Origin of the sequence: Streptomyces sp. SID3343 (genome assembly GCF_009865215.1) — a bacterium.
Taxonomy (GTDB): domain Bacteria; phylum Actinomycetota; class Actinomycetes; order Streptomycetales; family Streptomycetaceae; genus Embleya.
This window is the reverse complement of the sequence record NZ_WWJX01000860.1, coordinates 1-16,830: the sequence shown is the minus strand read 5'-3', so window position 1 is coordinate 16,830 and position 16,830 is coordinate 1. Positions and strand designations below refer to the sequence as shown.

Annotated in this window: 14 protein-coding genes and 1 pseudogene; 11 read left to right on the top strand and 4 right to left on the bottom strand. The window is 70.7% G+C overall.

Features of this window, described 5'->3' with window-relative positions; all coding sequences use genetic code 11:
* Positions 1 to 12 precede the first annotated feature (12 nt).
* From GT354_RS26555 to GT354_RS26540, 4 genes are read left to right on the top strand one after another with little or no spacing between them, the layout of a single operon-like run.
* Positions 13 to 906, top strand: a complete 894-nt coding sequence (locus GT354_RS26555) for a 3-hydroxyacyl-CoA dehydrogenase family protein (protein ID WP_161358893.1) — start codon at positions 13 to 15, stop codon at positions 904 to 906.
* Positions 903 to 1,232, top strand: a complete 330-nt coding sequence (locus GT354_RS54520) for an acyl carrier protein (RefSeq protein ID WP_161358892.1) — start codon at positions 903 to 905, stop codon at positions 1,230 to 1,232. Before GT354_RS26555 ends, GT354_RS54520 begins: the two co-directional genes overlap by 4 nt.
* Complete coding sequence (locus GT354_RS26545; protein ID WP_161358891.1) at positions 1,225 to 2,334, top strand: acyl-CoA dehydrogenase family protein; 1,110 nt, start codon at positions 1,225 to 1,227, stop codon at positions 2,332 to 2,334. Before GT354_RS54520 ends, GT354_RS26545 begins: the two co-directional genes overlap by 8 nt.
* A gap of 59 nt (positions 2,335 to 2,393) precedes the next feature.
* Positions 2,394 to 3,503 (top strand): HAD-IIIC family phosphatase, encoded by a 1,110-nt coding sequence (locus GT354_RS26540; protein ID WP_161358906.1) that lies wholly within the window; start codon positions 2,394 to 2,396, stop codon positions 3,501 to 3,503.
* Between the two features lie 36 nt (positions 3,504 to 3,539).
* Here GT354_RS26540 and GT354_RS26535 read toward each other — a convergent pair whose 3' ends face one another.
* Entirely contained in the window at positions 3,540 to 4,202 is a 663-nt protein-coding gene (locus tag GT354_RS26535) for a class I SAM-dependent methyltransferase (protein ID WP_161358890.1), read from the bottom strand.
* 411 nt (positions 4,203 to 4,613) lie between these two features.
* Here GT354_RS26535 and GT354_RS26530 point away from each other — a divergent pair, with 411 nt between their 5' ends.
* From GT354_RS26530 to GT354_RS26505, 6 genes and pseudogenes are all read left to right on the top strand, one after another.
* A complete protein-coding gene (locus tag GT354_RS26530) occupies positions 4,614 to 7,502 on the top strand; it encodes a LuxR family transcriptional regulator (protein WP_161358889.1) in 2,889 nt (962 codons plus the stop codon).
* 119 nt (positions 7,503 to 7,621) lie between these two features.
* On the top strand, positions 7,622 to 8,314 hold the full coding sequence (locus GT354_RS26525; RefSeq protein ID WP_161358888.1) for an alpha/beta hydrolase: 693 nt from the start codon (positions 7,622 to 7,624) through the stop codon (positions 8,312 to 8,314).
* Positions 8,315 to 8,429: 115 nt separating this feature from the next.
* On the top strand, positions 8,430 to 9,758 hold the full coding sequence (locus GT354_RS26520) for an FAD-dependent monooxygenase (RefSeq protein WP_202512322.1): 1,329 nt from the start codon (positions 8,430 to 8,432) through the stop codon (positions 9,756 to 9,758).
* A 408-nt stretch (positions 9,759 to 10,166) separates the two neighbouring features.
* Positions 10,167 to 11,075 carry a hypothetical protein gene (locus GT354_RS26515; protein ID WP_161358887.1) on the top strand — a complete coding sequence of 303 codons (909 nt, stop codon included), beginning with the start codon at positions 10,167 to 10,169 and terminating at the stop codon, positions 11,073 to 11,075.
* 49 nt (positions 11,076 to 11,124) lie between these two features.
* Positions 11,125 to 12,630 (top strand): hypothetical protein, encoded by a 1,506-nt coding sequence (locus GT354_RS26510; protein WP_161358886.1) that lies wholly within the window; start codon positions 11,125 to 11,127, stop codon positions 12,628 to 12,630.
* A gap of 11 nt (positions 12,631 to 12,641) precedes the next feature.
* Positions 12,642 to 12,839, top strand: a pseudogene (locus GT354_RS26505) (hypothetical protein); the annotation flags it as partial.
* A gap of 100 nt (positions 12,840 to 12,939) precedes the next feature.
* On the opposite strand, the gene GT354_RS52795 reads toward GT354_RS26505, so the two are convergent.
* Genes GT354_RS52795 through GT354_RS26495 form a run of 3 tightly spaced genes read right to left on the bottom strand, consistent with a single transcriptional unit; the run spans position 12,940 to position 15,849 of the window.
* Positions 12,940 to 13,920: an acyl-CoA dehydrogenase family protein gene (locus GT354_RS52795; protein WP_202512321.1), complete on the bottom strand. Its 981-nt coding sequence runs from the start codon at positions 13,918 to 13,920 to the stop codon at positions 12,940 to 12,942.
* Positions 13,917 to 15,059, bottom strand: a complete 1,143-nt coding sequence (locus GT354_RS52790) for an acyl-CoA dehydrogenase family protein (protein ID WP_346012184.1) — start codon at positions 15,057 to 15,059, stop codon at positions 13,917 to 13,919. Before GT354_RS52790 ends, GT354_RS52795 begins: the two co-directional genes overlap by 4 nt.
* A 1-nt stretch (position 15,060) precedes the next feature.
* Positions 15,061 to 15,849, bottom strand: coding sequence for an enoyl-CoA hydratase-related protein (locus GT354_RS26495; protein ID WP_161358885.1), 789 nt, complete (start codon positions 15,847 to 15,849; stop codon positions 15,061 to 15,063).
* A 700-nt stretch (positions 15,850 to 16,549) separates the two neighbouring features.
* On the opposite strand from GT354_RS26495, the gene GT354_RS52785 reads away from it, so the two are divergent.
* A complete protein-coding gene (locus GT354_RS52785; RefSeq protein ID WP_202512319.1) occupies positions 16,550 to 16,786 on the top strand; it encodes an aldehyde dehydrogenase family protein in 237 nt (78 codons plus the stop codon).
* Positions 16,787 to 16,830: the final 44 nt, after the last annotated feature.

Here is a 16,830-nt window from a genome sequence, read left to right as displayed (position 1 = left end):
AAGAGAGACGACATGGCAGCGGAGAACGATACGCACGCGGTCGGGCGACGATTGACCGTGCTCGGGGCGGGAGTGATGGGGACCGGCATCGCCGCGTTGGCCATCGGTCACGGCATACCGGTGTCGCTGATCGACCCGGACCGACGCCGCCTGGCCGAAGCCCCCGCGCGCGTCGAGCGGATGGTGCGGATGGCGCGGCTGATGGACGCGTTGCCCAAGGAGTCCGTCATCGGTGTTCTCGTCACCGCAGCGTCGTTGGCCGAGGACGCGACGGCCGACGACCCGGCTCCCGTCGCGGTGATCGAGGCGGTCACCGAGGACGCCGACGCCAAGGCGAAGGTCATCGCCGAGGTGTCCGCGCTGGTCGCGCCGGGCACCGCGATCGTCTCCAACACGTCCGCGATCCCCATCGACGAACTGGCTCGGGCGACGGCCCGGCCGGCGGAGTTGATCGGCACCCACTTCATGAACCCGCCCCACCTGATCCGCACGGTCGAGGTGATTCGTGGCACGCACACCGGCGAGGCCACCATGGACACGCTGCGGGCCCTGCTCGCCGCGCTGCGCCGGGAGCCGATCGTGGTCGCCGACGCGCCGGGCTTCGTCACCAGCCGCATCCTGCATCCGATGATCAACGACGCGGTCCGGGTGGTGGCGGCCGGTACCGCGAGCGTCGAGTCGGTCGACCGGTTGATGCAGGGGTGCCTGGGTCACCCGACGGGTCCGCTGCGCACGGCGGACCTGATCGGCCTCGACAACCTGGTCGACTCGCTGTGGGTGCTGCACGAGCGGACCGGTGACGAAAGGTGCCGCCCCTGCGACCTGTTGCTGGAAATGGTGCGCGTCGGCCGACTCGGCCGCAAGAGCGGGCACGGCTTCTACGCATACGAGGGAGAAAAGGCATGACTGTGTCGTCCGACTCGTCCGAGTCGTTGGAGTCGCCCGGGCCGGTGGGCCCAAAGCCCGCCGCCGGTCCGCAAGGCATCGACGCGGAACTGCTGCGGTTCCTGGCCCGGCACACGGGGCGGGAGTGGACGATCGACGCCGACGTCTTCGGCCCCGGGGGCCTGTCCTCGCTCTTCGCCATGGAACTGGTGGTGTATCTGGAGCGGACGTACGACATCGCCATCCGCGGCGCCGACCTGCGTATGGACAACTTTCGTACGGTGGTGCGGATGGCCGAACTGGTCGAACGGCTCCGGCGGCCGGTCCCCGGAGGTCCCGGTGCCTGAACCCGTCACCGCGGCGGCGGCCACGGCGGTCACCGAACTGGTCGGTGACCGGGCCTGCGCTTGGGATCGCGCGGGCCGGCTGCCCGACGACGTCGTCCGCAAACTCGGCGCGGCCGGACTGCTCACGGTGCAAATCCCGGAGAAGTACGGCGGGTTGGGGTGGACGAGCGCGGACGGCGGCGAGTTCACCGCACATGTCGGCAGCCTGTGCAGTTCGCTGCGCAGTGTGCTGACCTCGCAGGGCATGGCCGCGTGGACCGTCGAACGGCTCGGTGATCCGGCGCAGGCTGCGGACCTGCTGCCGCGGCTGGCCTCGGGTGACACGGCGGCGATGGCGTTCAGCGAACCCCAGGCCGGCAGCGATCTGTCGGCGGTCGCGACCACCGTCACGGTCGACGGGGACAGCGTGTTGCTCACCGGCCGCAAGAAGTGGGTGACCGCGGCCGAGCACGCCGACCTCTTTCTGGTCGTCGCGCGCATGGGAGAAGACGGGGCGGTGGTGGTCGTGCCGCGAAACACCCCCGGGGTACAGGTGCACCCGGTGGCCGACCCGCTGGGATGTCGGGCGGCCGGACACGCCGAGGTCCGACTCGACCGGGTCCGGTTGCCGCTCGACAGCCTGCTGGGGGGTGGGCGACAGCCGCTGTCCCTGCTGGTGACGACCGCGCTGGCCTACGGTCGGATCTCCGTCGCCTGGGGCTGCGTCGGTATTCTGCGGGCCTGCGTGGCGGCGGCCGTCGAGCACGCGCTGTCCCGAGTGCAGTTCGGCCGACCGTTGGCGCAACACCAGTTGGTCTCCCGCCATTTGGCCGAGTTGTGGACCGCCGAGCAGGTCGCGACCCGGGTCTGCGAGTACGCGAGCCGTTGCTGGGACGAGCATGCGGCGGACTTGGCCGCGGCCGTCGTGCTGGCGAAGTACGTGGGCGCGGAGAACGCGGTCAAGGGTGCCGCCGCAGCCGTCCAGGTCCTCGCGTCGGCGGGCGTGCAGGACGGCCACGTCGTCGCACGGGCGTACCGCGACGCCAAGCTCATGGAGATCATCGAAGGCAGCAACGAGATGTGCCAGTTGATGCTGGCCGACCATGTGCTGGGCCGGCGGTGAGCACGATCGTGGCCGCCGAGGAACCTCGTTACGCCGAACCTCGCGACCGGGAGCCGAACATGCGCGACCTCGCCCGGGCGGCTCGGCCCGTCCTGGTCAAGTGCCTCGTCTGGGACCTCGACAACACGCTCTGGCACGGCACGTTCCTGGAGGACGAGAACGTCGACCCGTTCCCGACGATCCGGGAGGTGGTCGCCGGTCTGGACGCGCGCGGCATCCTGCAGTCGGTGTGCAGCCGCAACGATCACGAGCCGGTCTGGGCGCGGCTGGCGGCGCTGGGGATGACCGACTGCTTCCTCGTGCCGGAGATCGGCTGGGGACGCAAGTCGGAGGGAATCCGGCGGATCGCCGATCGGTTGGGTTTCGCGCCTTCCACGATCGCATTCATCGACGACCAGGCGGCCGAGCGGGCCGAGGTCGCCCACCACCTCCCGGACGTACGGTGCTATCGGGCGGAGGACGCCGCGACGCTGCTCGACCGGCCCGAGTTCAGCCCGAGGACGGTGACCGTCGACGCGCGCCGGCGCCGGACGATGTACCGGGCCGGGGTCCGGCGCACCGACGAGCGGGCACGGTTCACCGGCTCGCACGAGGACTTCCTGCGCTCGCTGGAGCTGGTGATGCGCGTCGGGCGGGCCACGGACGAGGAGTTGTCCCGGGTCGAGGAGTTGACGCTGCGCACCAGCCAGATGAACGCGACCGGGGTGCACTACCCGGACGCGACGCTGCGTGCCCTGCTCGACGACTCCCACCACGAGGTTCTGGTCACCACGCTCACCGACCGCTTCGGGCCGCACGGTGCGGTGGGTGTACTGCTGCTCCGAAAGCACTCGCGCGTGTGGCATCTCAAGCTGCTCGCCACCTCGTGCCGCGTGGTGGCCTTCGGCGCCGGCACGATCATCCTGAACTGGTTGGTCGACCAGGCGGACCGGGCCGGTGTGCACCTGCTGGCGGACTTCCGCGCCACCGACCGTAATCGCATGATGGAGATCGCCTACCGGTTCGCCGGCTTCGACGAGCAACCGTGCGACTGTCGGGGTGCGGTGGTCGAACCGGATTCCCCCGGGGGCGTCCGGGTGCTGCACCTCGTGCCCGAGCGCCGACAACCGTCGGACACGGTCCGGCTGATCGCTCCACGTCTCACCGAGGAGGTGCCGCACCCGCGGTGACCGCGCCGGACCGAACACACGAGGGTGCAGGGGTGGTCACCTTCGGCGGACCAGGGTGATGCCGTCGGCCATCGGAAGCATGCAGATGTCCACCCGCCGGTCGTCTCGAATCCTGGCGTTGACCTCGCGAACACCGACGGTGTCCGGGTCCTCGGCAAGGGGGTCGACGACGCGACCAAAGAAAAGCGTATTGTCCAACACCAACAATCCACCCGGCCGCACGAGGTGCAGGGCAAGCTCGTAGTAGCGCGGATAACTTCTCTTGTCGGCATCGATGAATACGAGACCGAATTCCCCGGAGCGGCCTTCGGCGATCATTTCCTCAAGCGTGTCCGTCGCGGTTCCGATGCGGACCTCGATGCGGTCGAGAACGCCCGCCCGTCGCCAATACTCGGCACCGATCTCGGGCCATCGCGCACTGATGTCACACGTGACCAATCGCCCGTGCGGCGGAAGCGCACGGGCCATGCACAGGGTGCTGTAGCCGGTGAAGGTGCCGATCTCCAGCACCTCGGCAACACCGGTCGCCGCGACCAGCATCGCGAGGAACTGCCCCTCCTCGGGCATGACCTGCATCGTTTCTCCGGCGGGCAACTCCGCTGTCGTGCGCCGCAGGTCGCGAAGAATACTGTCCTCTCTGAGCGAGAACTCCCTGACGTATTCCAGAAGTTCCGATCCCACCGAAATCTGATTCGCCATACCGAAAACCGTAGACGATACTCCGGTGAGAATTCAATACCGCCCGGGGCAGGTCGACTCGACGCGGCAGCCGATGCCGAGTTCGGCGACAACGTGGCGCCGGCGCCTGCGAGTACACCGAGCTGCGTGAGCTTTTTCGGAACAGGCACGCGACGAAACATCGCCATGGTGGTTCGCGTTCGGTGACGTCGTGTCGGCGAACTACCCGGCGGTCTTCGAATACGAGGTCGCCCCGGGTCGGGTTCGCCGCCCGGGGAGGCTCTGCCGCGAGGATCCCGTGCGGGCGGGCGAGGGCCCAAGCGGTGAGGGCGATCGATGGAGAAGCTCCCGTCGGGCCGATCAACCGTTGTTATTCTGGCGGTTCGGGACATATGGCGGGTGGCATGGGCCGCTGCGGGTCGCGGGGGGATGATGTTCGACGCGAAGTACCGCCACGAACGCGGTCGCCACGGCGTGTGGCGTGAGGAACCGGCCGCTGCGGCCGGCATCGGCCCGGTCCCTCTCGTCCGTCCCGGCGGCCTCTTCGGCGTCGCTGCGGCCGGCGACCGTGCGCCCGGCACCGAAGACGGATCGTTGATCGGCCGCGAGGCCGACCTGGAACGGCTCGACGCGTTCCTGGCCGACATCGGTCGCAGCGGCGGGTCGTTGGCGCTGCTGGGCGAGCCGGGCGTCGGAAAGACGGCACTGCTCGCCGCTTTCACCCGGCGGGCCGAGGCTGCCGGGATGCGGGTGCTGCACACCGTGGGCGGGCAGTACCGGGCGCAGACCGGGTACGGCGCACTGCGGCAGTTGCTGGCCCCGATTTTTGATATCCGGTCCAGGGCTGCCGACGTGCCCGTCCTCGCCGCGGCGCTGGACTTCGAACGGGGCGTCCCTCCGGGGCAGGAGGCGGTTGCCGAGGCCGTGGTGTCGCTGCTCGTGGATCTCTCCCGGGCCCGGTCCACCGTGCTCGTACTGGACGACTCGCAGTGGCTGGATCCGGCCAGTGCCGTGGTTCTGGCGCGGGTGGCGCATCGGCTCGTCGGGGCCGGAACGGGCATGGTCTGTGCGGTCCGACTCGGCGACGAGTCCTTCTTCGATCACAGCGGCCTTCCGCTGCACGAGCTGGGTCCGCTCAGCGAGGCCGCGTCCGAGGAACTTCTCATCCGCCGCTTTCCGTCGCTCGTCGCGAGAGTGCGCCGGCGCCTGATGGACGACGCCGAGGGCAACCCGCTCGCGCTGCTCGAACTCCCTGCCTCTCTCACCGACTCCCAGCGAAGCGCCGCCCAGGCCCTGCCGAGACGCATCCCGCTCAGCCTGCGGCTTCAGTCGACCTTCGCTTCGCGGATCACGATGCTGCCGGCGGCCACCCGACATCTGCTGCTCGTCGCGGCGCTGGAAGGCAGCGGGAACCTGCTGGTGGTACGCCGGGCGGTGGCCGGGCGGTGCAGTCTCAAGCACCTCGCGCCGGCGGAGCGGGTGCGACTCGTACACGTCGACGACACGACGGGGCGCCTCGGATTCGGGCACTCTCTCATTCGTTCGGCCGTGGTGGACCTGTCCACCAGCGACCAGCGGCGCAGCGTCCACCGTGCGCTCGCCGAGGCGTGGACCGGGGCGCCCGAGCAGCGGGTCTGGCACCTGGCGCAGGCCGCGGAGGAGCCCGACGAAACCATCGCCGCGCTCTTGGAGGAGACCGCGGAAGCCGGTGCCCGACGCGGCGACGGGCCGAACGCGGTGGCGGCACTGGTGCGCGCCGCCGACCTGAGCCCGGCAGCGACCGAGCAGGCTCGGCGGTTGGCCAAGGCCGCGTACGTCGGCGCGAACATCACCGGCGATCTGCGCGACGTGCCTCGTCTGCTGGAGCACGCACGCCGGGCCGACCCGGGCACCGACTCGCCGGCCGCCACGGTGGCCGCCACGATGTACCTGCTCAACAGCCATGGCGATGTCGACACCGCTCACCGTCTGCTCTCCGGCGCCATCGCCCTCCAGCCCGAACCCTGCGACCTGACCGACCCCACCCTGCTCGAAGCCCTGACCACACTGCTTCTGGTGTGCGCCTACGGCGCCAGGCCGCGGCTGTGGGCGGACTACGACGCGGCGCTGGCCAAGTGCACTTCGGTCCCGGACACGCTGCGGCTGCTGCGGGCCACGTTCGCCGACCCGGCCCGCGCCCGTCCGTGCGACTGGGCGCGACTGGACGCGGCCGTCGCGGCCCTGGCCAACGTTTCGGACCCGGTCCACATCGTGCGGATCGGCACGGCCGGCGCGTATGCCGACCGCCTCGGTGCGATGGAGGAGCCGCTGCTTCGTACGGCCCGGGGCGGAACTGCCGGTGAGAGCAACTTCCCCGCCATCCAGGCCTCGTTCCTGTGGGGCAGCCACGCCTGGTTCACCGGTCGATGGCGCGAACTACGCGAGACGGTCGGTGATGGGTTGGTGCTCTGCGACGAGTTCGACTACCCACTGCGGTCGTGGACCGGGAAGTTCGTGCTCGCGTGCGTGTCGGCGGCCTGCGGCGACTTCCCCACCGCCCGCGCCCTCGCCGACCGGATGGACCAGTGGGGCGGCTCCCGCAGGGCGCACGCCGTCACCTGCTACGCCGCTCACGCCAAGACGATTCTCGCCCTCTCCCAAGGTGACTTCGAGACGGCCTACCACCAAGCCTGCCGGATCTCACCCGCCGGAACACTCGCCCCGTTCGTCGGCCACACGCTGTGGGCGATCCTGGACACCGTCGAGGCGGCCGTACGAACCGGCAGGCACGACAAGGCGCGCAACCACGTCGCCGCCGCCCGAGCAGCCGGGCTGGACGCGGTCTCGCCACGCCTGCGTATCGTCGTGCGCGCGTCCGCCGCCATGGCCTCGCGCAACGACGCCCAGGCCCTGCGGTGGTTCGGTGAGGCCGTGACCGACGAGGACGCCGAACGGTGGCCCTTCGATCATGCCCGTATCCGGCTGTACTACGGCGAACGGCTGTGTGGCAGCGGGGCGTTCGCCCCGGCCCGCTCCCACCTGACCGCAGCCGAGGAGATCTTCGAACGGCTCGGCGCGACGCCTTGGGCGCACCGCGCCGGCCGACAATTACACGCCTGCGACGGGGACCACATCGCGGATCTGCGGGAGATCGGCGCGCTCACCCCTCAGGAACACCGAATCGCGAGCCTGGCCGCAACCGGCCTGACCAACAAAGAGATCGGCGAGCGACTCTTCCTGTCCCCGCGAACGGTCTCCTCTCATCTGTACCGGGCGTTCCCGAAGCTGGGCGTAACCTCCCGGGCAGCACTGCGCGACGCGCTGGAGGGCAGCCGGCAGTGACGACGAGCGTCCTGGATTTGCGTCAAATGACGCAAGAATCCGGGCCGTTCGCATCCCTAGTGTCGGTGCCACGGGCTGGGGCATCAGCGTCGTCAGCCCCGCGGGACTCGGGAGGAATCATGAGCGACAACGCACCGCGCGGGAACGTCGTCCTCGTCCACGGCGGCTTCGTGGACGGCGCCGGCTGGCAGGGGGTGTACGAGGCCCTCACCGAGGACGGCTACCACGTGGCGGTCGCGCAGAACCCCACGATCTCGCTGGACGGCGACGTGGCCGCGGTCCACCGGGTGCTCGACGCGCAGCCGGGGCCGGTCACGCTGGTCGGCCACTCGTACGGCGGTGCGGTGATCACCGAGGCGGGCAACCACGACAAGGTGACGGCGCTGGTGTACATCGCCGCGTTCGCGCCGGACAAGAGCGAGTCGGTGAACACCCTGATCGCCGATCCGCCGTCCGGCGCGCCGGTGCCGCCGATCCTGGCGCCGGTCGACGGCTTCCTGCTCCTGGACCGGGAGAAGTTCCCCGAGTCCTTCGCCGGCGACCTGCCGCCGGCCCAGGCCCGATTCCTGGCCGACTCGCAGGTCCCCTGGGGTTTGGAGGCACTCGGCGGCGCGGTGGCCACACCGGCTTGGCGAACGAAGCCGTCCTGGTACCTCGTGGCTTCCGAGGACCGGATGATCCCGCCGCCGGCGCAACACGCCATGGCCGAGCGGATCGGAGCGACGACGGTCGAGGTGGCCGGCAGCCACGCGGTCTACGTCTCGCGCCCCGCCGCCGTCGCCGACCTGATCAAGCAGGCCGCCGGCTCCTGATCCGGCGCCCGCGCAACCACGGGCATCCACGCGCATCCACGGCGCCCGGCGGCACGGCCTTGCCTACACAGATGAACTCCCGTGACAGCGTTGACGAAAGGCGAGGGGCGGGCGGATGAGAGTCGGCATCGTGGGCGGCGGAATCGCCGGGTTGACCTGTGCCCTGAGTCTGCACGCCGCCGGGTTCCGTCCGTGGGTGCGCGAGGCGGCGCGCACGATCGAAGCGGTGGGCGTGGGCATCAACCTGCTGCCGCACGCCGTCCGGGAACTGTCCGAACTCGGCCTGGCCGACGAGTTGGCCGCCATCGCGGTGCCCCCGCGTCGGCTGAGCTACCACGACCGGGCGGGCGAGCCGGTGTGGGAGGAGCCGCTCGGACTGGCGGCCGGTTACCGGTGGCCGCAGTATTCCGTACACCGCGGCCGCCTGCACCTGATGCTGTTGGCCGCGGTGCGCGAACGTCTGGGGCCGGACGCCGTCCGTACCGGCCTGCCGTTCCAACGCTTCGAGCAGACCGGGGGCGGCGTTCGGGCCCATTTCCTGGACCGGACCGGCGGCGCGCCGACGATGGAGGACGCCGACGTGCTGGTCGGCGCCGACGGCATCGACTCCGCGGTCCGCGCCCGGCTCCACCCCCACGAGGGCGTCCCGCGGTGGAACGGCGTGCACATGTGGCGCGGGGTCGCCCGACACCCGCACATCCTCGACGGCCGTTCGATCGTGGTGGCCGGCGGCACCCCCGGGGCGAAATTTGTCGCGTATCCGATCGAGGACCCGGCGACCGAGGGCGGCGAAACCCTCCTCAACTGGGTGTTGGAGGTACGACACGAGCGCCCCGCCGACCCTCCGCCCCGCACTCACCGCCGCGTCACGACGGCGGAGGCCCGCGCCGCGCTGGCGCGCTGGGACCTGCCGTGGATCGACTCGGCGTGGCCGGCCGAGCGCTCCTCGACGATCCTCGAATATCCGATGCTCGACCGCGATCCGCTGCCCCGCTGGAGTTTCGGCCGGGTCACGCTGCTCGGCGACGCGGCACACCCGATGTTCCCGATGGGCATGAACGGCGGATCGCAGTCCGTCGTCGACGCCCGCGTACTCGCCTGGTGCCTGGCCCGCGACCACGACCCCGTGACCGCGTTGGACCGGTACGACCACCTGCGCCGACCGGCCGTCAACGCGATCGTCCTGGCCAACCGGGACCTGGGACCGGAGGCGATCATCGCCCGAGCCGCAGAGCACGGCGGGCCACTGCCCGCCGGCCGGGCCGAGCGGATCGCGACCCGATACAAAAGACTGGCGCAGGCCACCGTGGCACAGGTCAATACCCACCCGTCGTGGACGGTCCCGCGCCCTGCGCCGGATCCGACCCGCGGAGGAGCACCCGACCCCTCCCCCACGCACGCCGGCGCCGAACGCACCACGCCGCCACCCGGGACGACGGCGTAACGGATGTGCCGTGTGCGTTCGGGCGGTCGCCGACCTCCCACAGGCGTGCGGCGGTGTCCGCGTCGACCGCGTACGGGAGCCTGGTCGTGGGCCGGGACACCCTGTCGGCATCGGCTACGAACCGAAGTCGTCGGTTTTCACGGTCCCTCGGTTGGCGGCCTCGTCGGTGCCTGGCACCGAGCGGACGCTGCGTCGGCGTCGCACGTTCGGCTGTTCACTCGTTCGGCCTATGCCCGGTGGGGGGCACCGGCCGGGTGGCGAAGACTTTGAACAGCGCCTTGCGCTTGGGAGGGGATTCTCAACGGCAGGAGGGTCGCCGTGTTGCCCACCGAGGTCGATATGCGAACCATCGTCGGGGACCTGTCCGCCACCTTGCGGCGTGCAGGAGCCGGTAGCCACAGTTCTGCGATGTCGCGCCCTGCCGCCCACAGGTTGCTGTGCGAGGTCGGCGCCCAGGTGGCCGAGGATTTGTCGGTGTTCTCGATTCGCGACGCTGCGGCTCGCGGCGACCAGTCCTACATCTATTCGGGCTATCTCAGCTTTCGGGCGGTGATGGCTTATCGTCTCGCGCACGCGCTGTGGGAGATGCGCCTGCCGGATGGCGTGCCCGATCGGTTCGCGACCCAGGCACGTCGCATCTCCGAGCACTTCCGGCTCACCACCGGCATCGAGATCCACCCCGGTGCCGGCATCGGCCGTCGATTCGTCATCGACCACGGTTCCGGAACGCTCATCGGTGAAGACGCGGAAGTCGGGGACGATTGCTACTTCGTTCAGAACGTGGTCCTGGGTGCGCGGGACATCGTCTCGAAGGCGAACGGTCGGCCGCAGCCCAGAAGGCATCCGCATGTCGGCAGCCGCGTGCAAATCGGGGGCAACGTCCACCTTTTCGGTCCCGTGAACGTGGGTGACGACTGTCTGATCGACGCGGGCGCGCGCATCACCACCGACATCCCGGCCGGCTCTCGGGTGCGCGTCATCACCACGATCCAGGTCAGCACGTCGCAACCGGCGCCCGTCGTGCACGGACTGGCGTGCGTGGGCGAGCACATCGTGATCTCCGGATCGCGGCTGAACGGGCTGATTCCCGCGATCCTCGACGCGCAGCACACTCCTCGCGCGGCCCTCACCGTCGCCAAGGCGAGCGGCACCGAGATTCACTGCACGCCGGCCGAGCCGTGCCCCGTGCGGCCTGCGGCCGTGGGGCTTCTCCGCGACGGCCGACTGGTCTGCTTCATAGAACCGGCTGCGCACCTCCTGGAGGCGCTCATGGCAGGCGAACAGGCGACCGTCCGGCCCCTACCCCCGATCAGGTAGACACCTCCGGTTCCAGCGGCGCCGCCGCATCAGCAGGAAGGCCGTCGCCATGCCCCAAGACCCTCTCATCCGCCGCATCGACCGTTTCGAAGCCCAGGTGGCGGGCCGGCCCGGCCTGCGGCTGCGGATCGCCTGCCCCTCCCAGGAGTTCTCCGAGCTCGAAATGGAGCAGGGCCTGGGACGCTGGCTCTCGTGTGTGCGCGGCATGTGGGAATCGCTGAGCGTCGCCTGCCGGCCGAACCTGGCTCTGCTCATGCTCCAAGCACCTCCGGTGCCTGCGTCGGTCGAACGGTACCTCCTGACCCTGCGGCCGGCGGAGGGCCGGGACTCCGTTGCCGACCGGCTTCTTCGGCACGCCTTGATCGGCCTGCCGGACACTTCCGACCGGCACCTGAGCGAGAAACTGCTGGAGCGGCCCGAACTCCTGGACCGTGTCCGGGCATTGACGTCTCGGGCACGCGCGCGCGGGCAGGTGGTGGAGCCGTTGTCGTGCTACCAGGCGAGCACCCGCATGGACGAGGTAGCCGAGCGAATCGGCCTGGACTGCGGCGAGACGCCCAGCGCGACTTTGACGTGGGGCTCGAAAGCCGGTAGCCGCAAGGTCTTTCGCACCACCGGCCTGGCCCACGCCCCGGGCAGCTACGAACCGGTCCACGACATGGCCGCCCTCGCCCGGCAGGCGACCGAACTCGTGCGCGTGCACGGGACGAAACGATGGCTCGTGAAAATCAACGACGGCTACGGCTCGGGCCACGGGCTCGCCGTTTTCACCCCCACCGACGCTCGACACCACGCAGTGCTCACCGCCCTGCGGCAGTTGGAACCACTGACCAAAGACATCTCGCGCGACCGATTCCTCGAAGGCATCGCCGCCAACGGGGCGATCATCGAGCAGTACCTTCCGACCCCGCCCCGCGGTGAGAAACGCTCACCGAGCACCTTGATCCACCTCCACCACAGCGCGGGCGGCGGCTTCGACCTGCAATTCCTCGGAACGCACGAACAAGTTTTGGGACCGGACCTGCAGTACCTCGGATGCCGGTTTCCCGCCTCGCCCGACTACCGCGACACTCTCGTCGACATGTCCCTCACCGCCGGCAAGGAACTGGGCTCGGTCGGTGTCCGCGGACATGTCGGCATCGACTTCATCGCCCGCAAGGCAGGCGACGGCCGGTGGGACGTCGACGCGGTCGAACTGAACCTGCGCCAGACCGGCACCACGCACCCCCATCGAACCGTACGCGCCCTCCTGCCGGGCACGTGGCCCGAGGACGGACTCCTGACGCACAAGGGCTCCGTAGTCCACTACACAGGAACCGACGGGCTGATCTCCCCCGCCTACCGGGGCCTCACGCCCACCTCCCTGATCGAGGAATTGCACCATCGGCCCGACCTGGCCTTCGACGCAACGTCCGGCCGTGGCGTCGTCCCTCACTTCTGGACCGCGTTGCAGCCCTACGGAAAAATCGGCGCCACCTTCATCGGCACGTCACAGGAAGAATGCCGTGTCCTCCAGCAAGGATTCACCGAACTGCTGGACGGCATGGCCGGCTGACCCGTCGCACCCGCAAGCGCGCCGGCGTGCGCGACTATCTCACCAAGGAGGGAGACCCTCTCTCCGACGACTCCCTCGCCGAGCGGACCGCCTTCTCGTCCGACCGCTGGACCAAGGACGAGCCGTACAAGCTGACCCCCGCGTACCGGGCACTCCTCGACGACGCCATCGCCTACGCCCGCGATCGCGTCGAGGCCTCCGGTGAACAGGTCACTCGTCATGGGTCGATCCGGTCGATCCGGTCGCGCTGCTCCCACTGCCGACGATCGGGCCGACTCCCGACCCCCGACCATCGGGCGGGTGGGTCGTTCAGGCGGTGAGGCGTTCCCACAGGTGGGCCTCGCCGCCCTCGATGACGTGGGTGCCGAGGAGTCGGGCCCAGGACTCCTCGTGGCCGTCCTCGTCGCGCCAGGCCCACAGTCGGGTGGTGAGGGGGTGCAGGGCGTATTCCCGGGTGACGCCCATCGCGCCGTGCAGTTGGTGGGCGTTGCGGGCGACGGTGTCGGCGGTCCGCGCCGCGACGACGCGTGCGGTTGCCGTGGCGGCGAGCAGGTCTGCGGGGCTCGCCGGGGTGGCCTGGAGGTCCACGGCGCGGTCGACGGCGGCGTCCACTTGGAGCGCGGCGACCTTCATGCCGGCCAGGGAGGCCGCGACCGCGGGGATGTCGATGAGGGGGCCGTCGAACTGACGTCGTTGCGCCACGTACGTACGGGTCAGTTCGTAGGCTCCCGCGCATGCTCCGGCCACGGCCGCGGCGCGCAACAAGCCGGCGCGGGCCCGGATCGCGTCGGCGGGGGGTGCCCCGGCGAGGACGGCGAGGGGAATCTCGTCGAGGCGGACGGTATCCCGCGGTTCGCCGGCCAGGTTGGCGCCCTCCTCGATGCCAGGTCGCCGCCCGGCCGGGTCCGCGTAGCGGATCACGTCGTCCGAGCCGACCACCACCAGCCCGGCGGCGCAGCGTCCCCAGGGCACGGACATCGGGCCGGCGACGAGGGTGGTGTCGAGGACGACCACGAGGGGCCCGGCCGTAGGGAGGGGGTGGCCGGCGAGCGCGAGCGTCCAGGCGGCCACGGCGTGGTCGGCGACGGGTACGGACGCTGCTCGGTGGGCGAGGCGGCGGACCACGGTGACCAGGTCGGCGAGGTCGCCGCCGGAGCCGCCGTCGGCCTCGGGGACGCCGATGGTGTGCAGGCCCAGGGCGGCGACGGTGTCCCAGAGCCGGTCGGGGTCACCGGGTGTGGCGGTGATGTCGTCGACGAGGTCGCGGAGTTCGGCGTGGACACTGCTCATCGGCGGGTCTCCTGTTTGGCGATCAGGGACAGCAGTACGTCGGCGGCGCCGCCTCGGATGGTGAAGCCGGGTGAGGCGAGCAGTGCCTGGTCGAACGCGGTCCGCAGGGCGGGGTCCGGGGTGTGGTGGCACACGCGTCGGGCGAAGTCGACGACGTCGTTCTCGAAGGCGTTGCCGAGGTATTTGAGGGTGGCGGCCTCGACGGCGGGTGCGTGGCCGGCGTCGACCTGTCGGGCGACGTCGAGGGCGAGGCGGCGCAGCGTGGCCAGGCGCGCGGCGAGGCGTCCGAGGTCGGTGTGCAGGTCACGGGCGCGGGCTGGGTCGGCGGCGAGGGTTTCCACGCATCGGGCCAGCAACGGGTAGGTGGACAGGACGCGTTCGGGGCCACCGCGTTCGAACGAGAGTTGTTCCACGACCTGACGCCAGCCCTGGCCGACGGTGCCGAGGAGGCGATGGGTGGGGACGTGGACGTCGGTGAAGGTGATCTCGTTGAAGTGGTGCCCGCCGGCGAGGTCGACGATGGGGGTGACCTCGATGCCGGGGGTGTCCATGTCGACGAGGAATTCGGTGAGGCCGTGGTGCTTGCGTTCGGTACGGGCGGTGCGGGCGAGGAGGTAGGCGTGGGTGGCGTGATGGGCGCCGGTGGTCCAGATCTTGCGGCCGTCGACCTTCCAGCCGCCGGGCACCGAGGTGGCGGTCGTGCGGACGGCGGCGAGGTCGGATCCGGCTTCGGGTTCGCTCATGCCGAGGCAGAAAACGGCCTCGGCGCGGGCGATGAGCGGCAGGATCTCGGCGCGCAGGTCCGGGCTGCCGTGGCGCAGGACGGCGGGGCCGATCTGGCGTTCGCCGATCCAGTGCGCCGCGACGGGGGCCCCGGCGCGCAGGAGTTCCTCGGTGACGGCGAGGCGGGCGACCTGGCCGAGGCCGCTGCCGCCGTGCCGGGTGGGCCAGGCGAGGCCGAGCAGGCCGCGGCGGGCGAGTTCTCGGCTGAAGTCGGGGTCGTAGCCGCGCATCCAGTTGTCGCTGTGTGGGGTGTAGCGGCCTTGCGCGCGCCATTGGGTGGTGAGGTCGCGAACCTGCCGGCGCAGGTCCGCGACGGTGGTGTCGCTCGTGGGGCGGCCGGTCGTGGTGGCGGTCACGTCACGCCCCCGTGTAGGTGCCGGGGCGCTTCGTGCGGAACGCGTCCATGGCCTCGTGGGAGTCGGCTGTGGAGGTCATCACGGCCTGGTGGGAGGAGATCAGGTCGAGCGCGGTGCGCAGGTCCTGGCGTTCGCCTTCGCGTACGGCGCGCTTGATCAGTTGCACGGCCAGGGGTGGGCGGGAGGCCAGCTTGAGGGCGAACTGCCTGGCTGTGTCTCGGAGTTGGTCGTCGGGGTGGACGCTGCTCACGAGGCCGATGGCGAGTGCCTCGGCGGCGTCGACGAAGTCCGCGGTCCACAGCAGCCGCAGGGCGGTGGCGGTGCCGACGATGCGGGGCAGGTACCAGCAGCCGCCGTCGCCGGGCACCAGGCCGACGCGGACGTAGCCCTCGCAGAACCGGGCCGACTCCCCCGCGATCCGGATGTCGGCCATCAGCGCCATGTCCATGCCCGCGCCGACGGCCGAGCCGGCGACGACCGCGAGGTAGGGCTTGGTCAGCGCCTCGGCGGCGAACGCCACCTGGTGGATGCGGGACATGAGTTGCTTCTCCGCCAGCGGGGTGCGCTCGCGCTCGGCGAAGGCGTCCAGGTCCACGCCCGAGCAGAAGGTGCCGCCCGCGCCGGTGACGACGACCACGCGCACCTCGGGGTCGGCCTCGGCCCGCCGCAGGGCGTCGGCCCAGGCATCCACCATCTCCAGGGTGAACGCGTTCTTGCGGTGCGGGCGGTCGAGGGTGATGGTGGCGATGTGGTCGGCGAGGGAGTAGTCGAGTTCGGTGGGGCTGCTCATCGCGTCCTCGGGTTCGGGATGGGTGCGGGGGTTCGGGCGCGGGGGTGCGGGGATGCGGATGCGGGTGCGCGGGTTCGGGCGGTGGGCGGCGTTCAGGGCACGATCGCCGCGCGGAGGACGACACGGTGGCCGGTGGCCCCGGAGCGCGTTGTCGACGGCGTCGACGGCGTCGAGGAAAAGTACGGGAACACCACGCGCGTCCCCGGCTCCGGTGGTTTGCCGTCGGTGTCGCTCCCAGTGCCCTCGGCGGGGGTAACGAGGGCGGCGACGCGCCCGGCGAGCGAGACCTTTGGGACACCGAACGGCGGGTCCGGTGCATCGAACCGGGCGATGCGTCCTTCGAACATGTCGGGTGGTCCGCCTCTCGGTAGGTGCACGAGCCGCACGCTATCTATGTACATGAAATAGATCATCGACCCGACAAATCGTCAAGGGCCAGCGCGCCCGACCGCCGCGCCGGGCCCGCCGCCCTCACCCGTCGGAAGAGCCGCCGAAGGCACCGAGGAAGCACGCAGGATCGCGAACTCGCTCCCACCCCGCCGACCCGCCGCCCCTCCGGCGTGGTCGCGGCCATCACTCCCTGGAACTGTCCGTTGCCGCAGATCGTGGCGAAGGTCATCCCCGCGCCGCCGAGCGGCTCGACCGTCGTACTCGAACCCGGTGAGGTCGCGCCCCCGGCCCGCACCTGCTCGCCGGGGCGGTGGGCACGGCCGGCTTCCCGCTCGGGGTGTTCAATCTCGTCTCCGGCCTCGGCCCGGAGGTCGGCGACGCGCCGGTACGCCACCCCGGCGTCGACATGATCTCCTCCACCGGCTCGACCACCGCCCGCATGGCGATCAACGTCGCGGCCGGACTCAGACGCGTCCAACTCGAACTAGGAAGTGTCTTCAATCTGCTCGGGTTGAGGCATGATGTCGGGTGTGATTCGACGTCATGAGTTGACCGATGCGGAGTGGGACGCGTTGCGGCCGCATCTTCCGT

Coding starts and splice junctions, on each gene's coding strand:
- GT354_RS26540 (WP_161358906.1), top strand. CDS start 2,394: ATGCGCGACCTCGCCCGGGCGGCTCGGCCCGTCCTGGTCAAGTGCCTC.
- GT354_RS26555 (WP_161358893.1), top strand. CDS start 13: ATGGCAGCGGAGAACGATACGCACGCGGTCGGGCGACGATTGACCGTG.
- GT354_RS26535 (WP_161358890.1), bottom strand. CDS start 4,202: ATGGCGAATCAGATTTCGGTGGGATCGGAACTTCTGGAATACGTCAGG.
- GT354_RS26530 (WP_161358889.1), top strand. CDS start 4,614: ATGTTCGACGCGAAGTACCGCCACGAACGCGGTCGCCACGGCGTGTGG.
- GT354_RS26510 (WP_161358886.1), top strand. CDS start 11,125: ATGCCCCAAGACCCTCTCATCCGCCGCATCGACCGTTTCGAAGCCCAG.
- GT354_RS54520 (WP_161358892.1), top strand. CDS start 903: ATGACTGTGTCGTCCGACTCGTCCGAGTCGTTGGAGTCGCCCGGGCCG.
- GT354_RS52795 (WP_202512321.1), bottom strand. CDS start 13,920: ATGAGCAGTGTCCACGCCGAACTCCGCGACCTCGTCGACGACATCACC.
- GT354_RS26520 (WP_202512322.1), top strand. CDS start 8,430: ATGAGAGTCGGCATCGTGGGCGGCGGAATCGCCGGGTTGACCTGTGCC.
- GT354_RS26515 (WP_161358887.1), top strand. CDS start 10,167: ATGTCGCGCCCTGCCGCCCACAGGTTGCTGTGCGAGGTCGGCGCCCAG.
- GT354_RS26495 (WP_161358885.1), bottom strand. CDS start 15,849: ATGAGCAGCCCCACCGAACTCGACTACTCCCTCGCCGACCACATCGCC.
- GT354_RS26525 (WP_161358888.1), top strand. CDS start 7,622: ATGAGCGACAACGCACCGCGCGGGAACGTCGTCCTCGTCCACGGCGGC.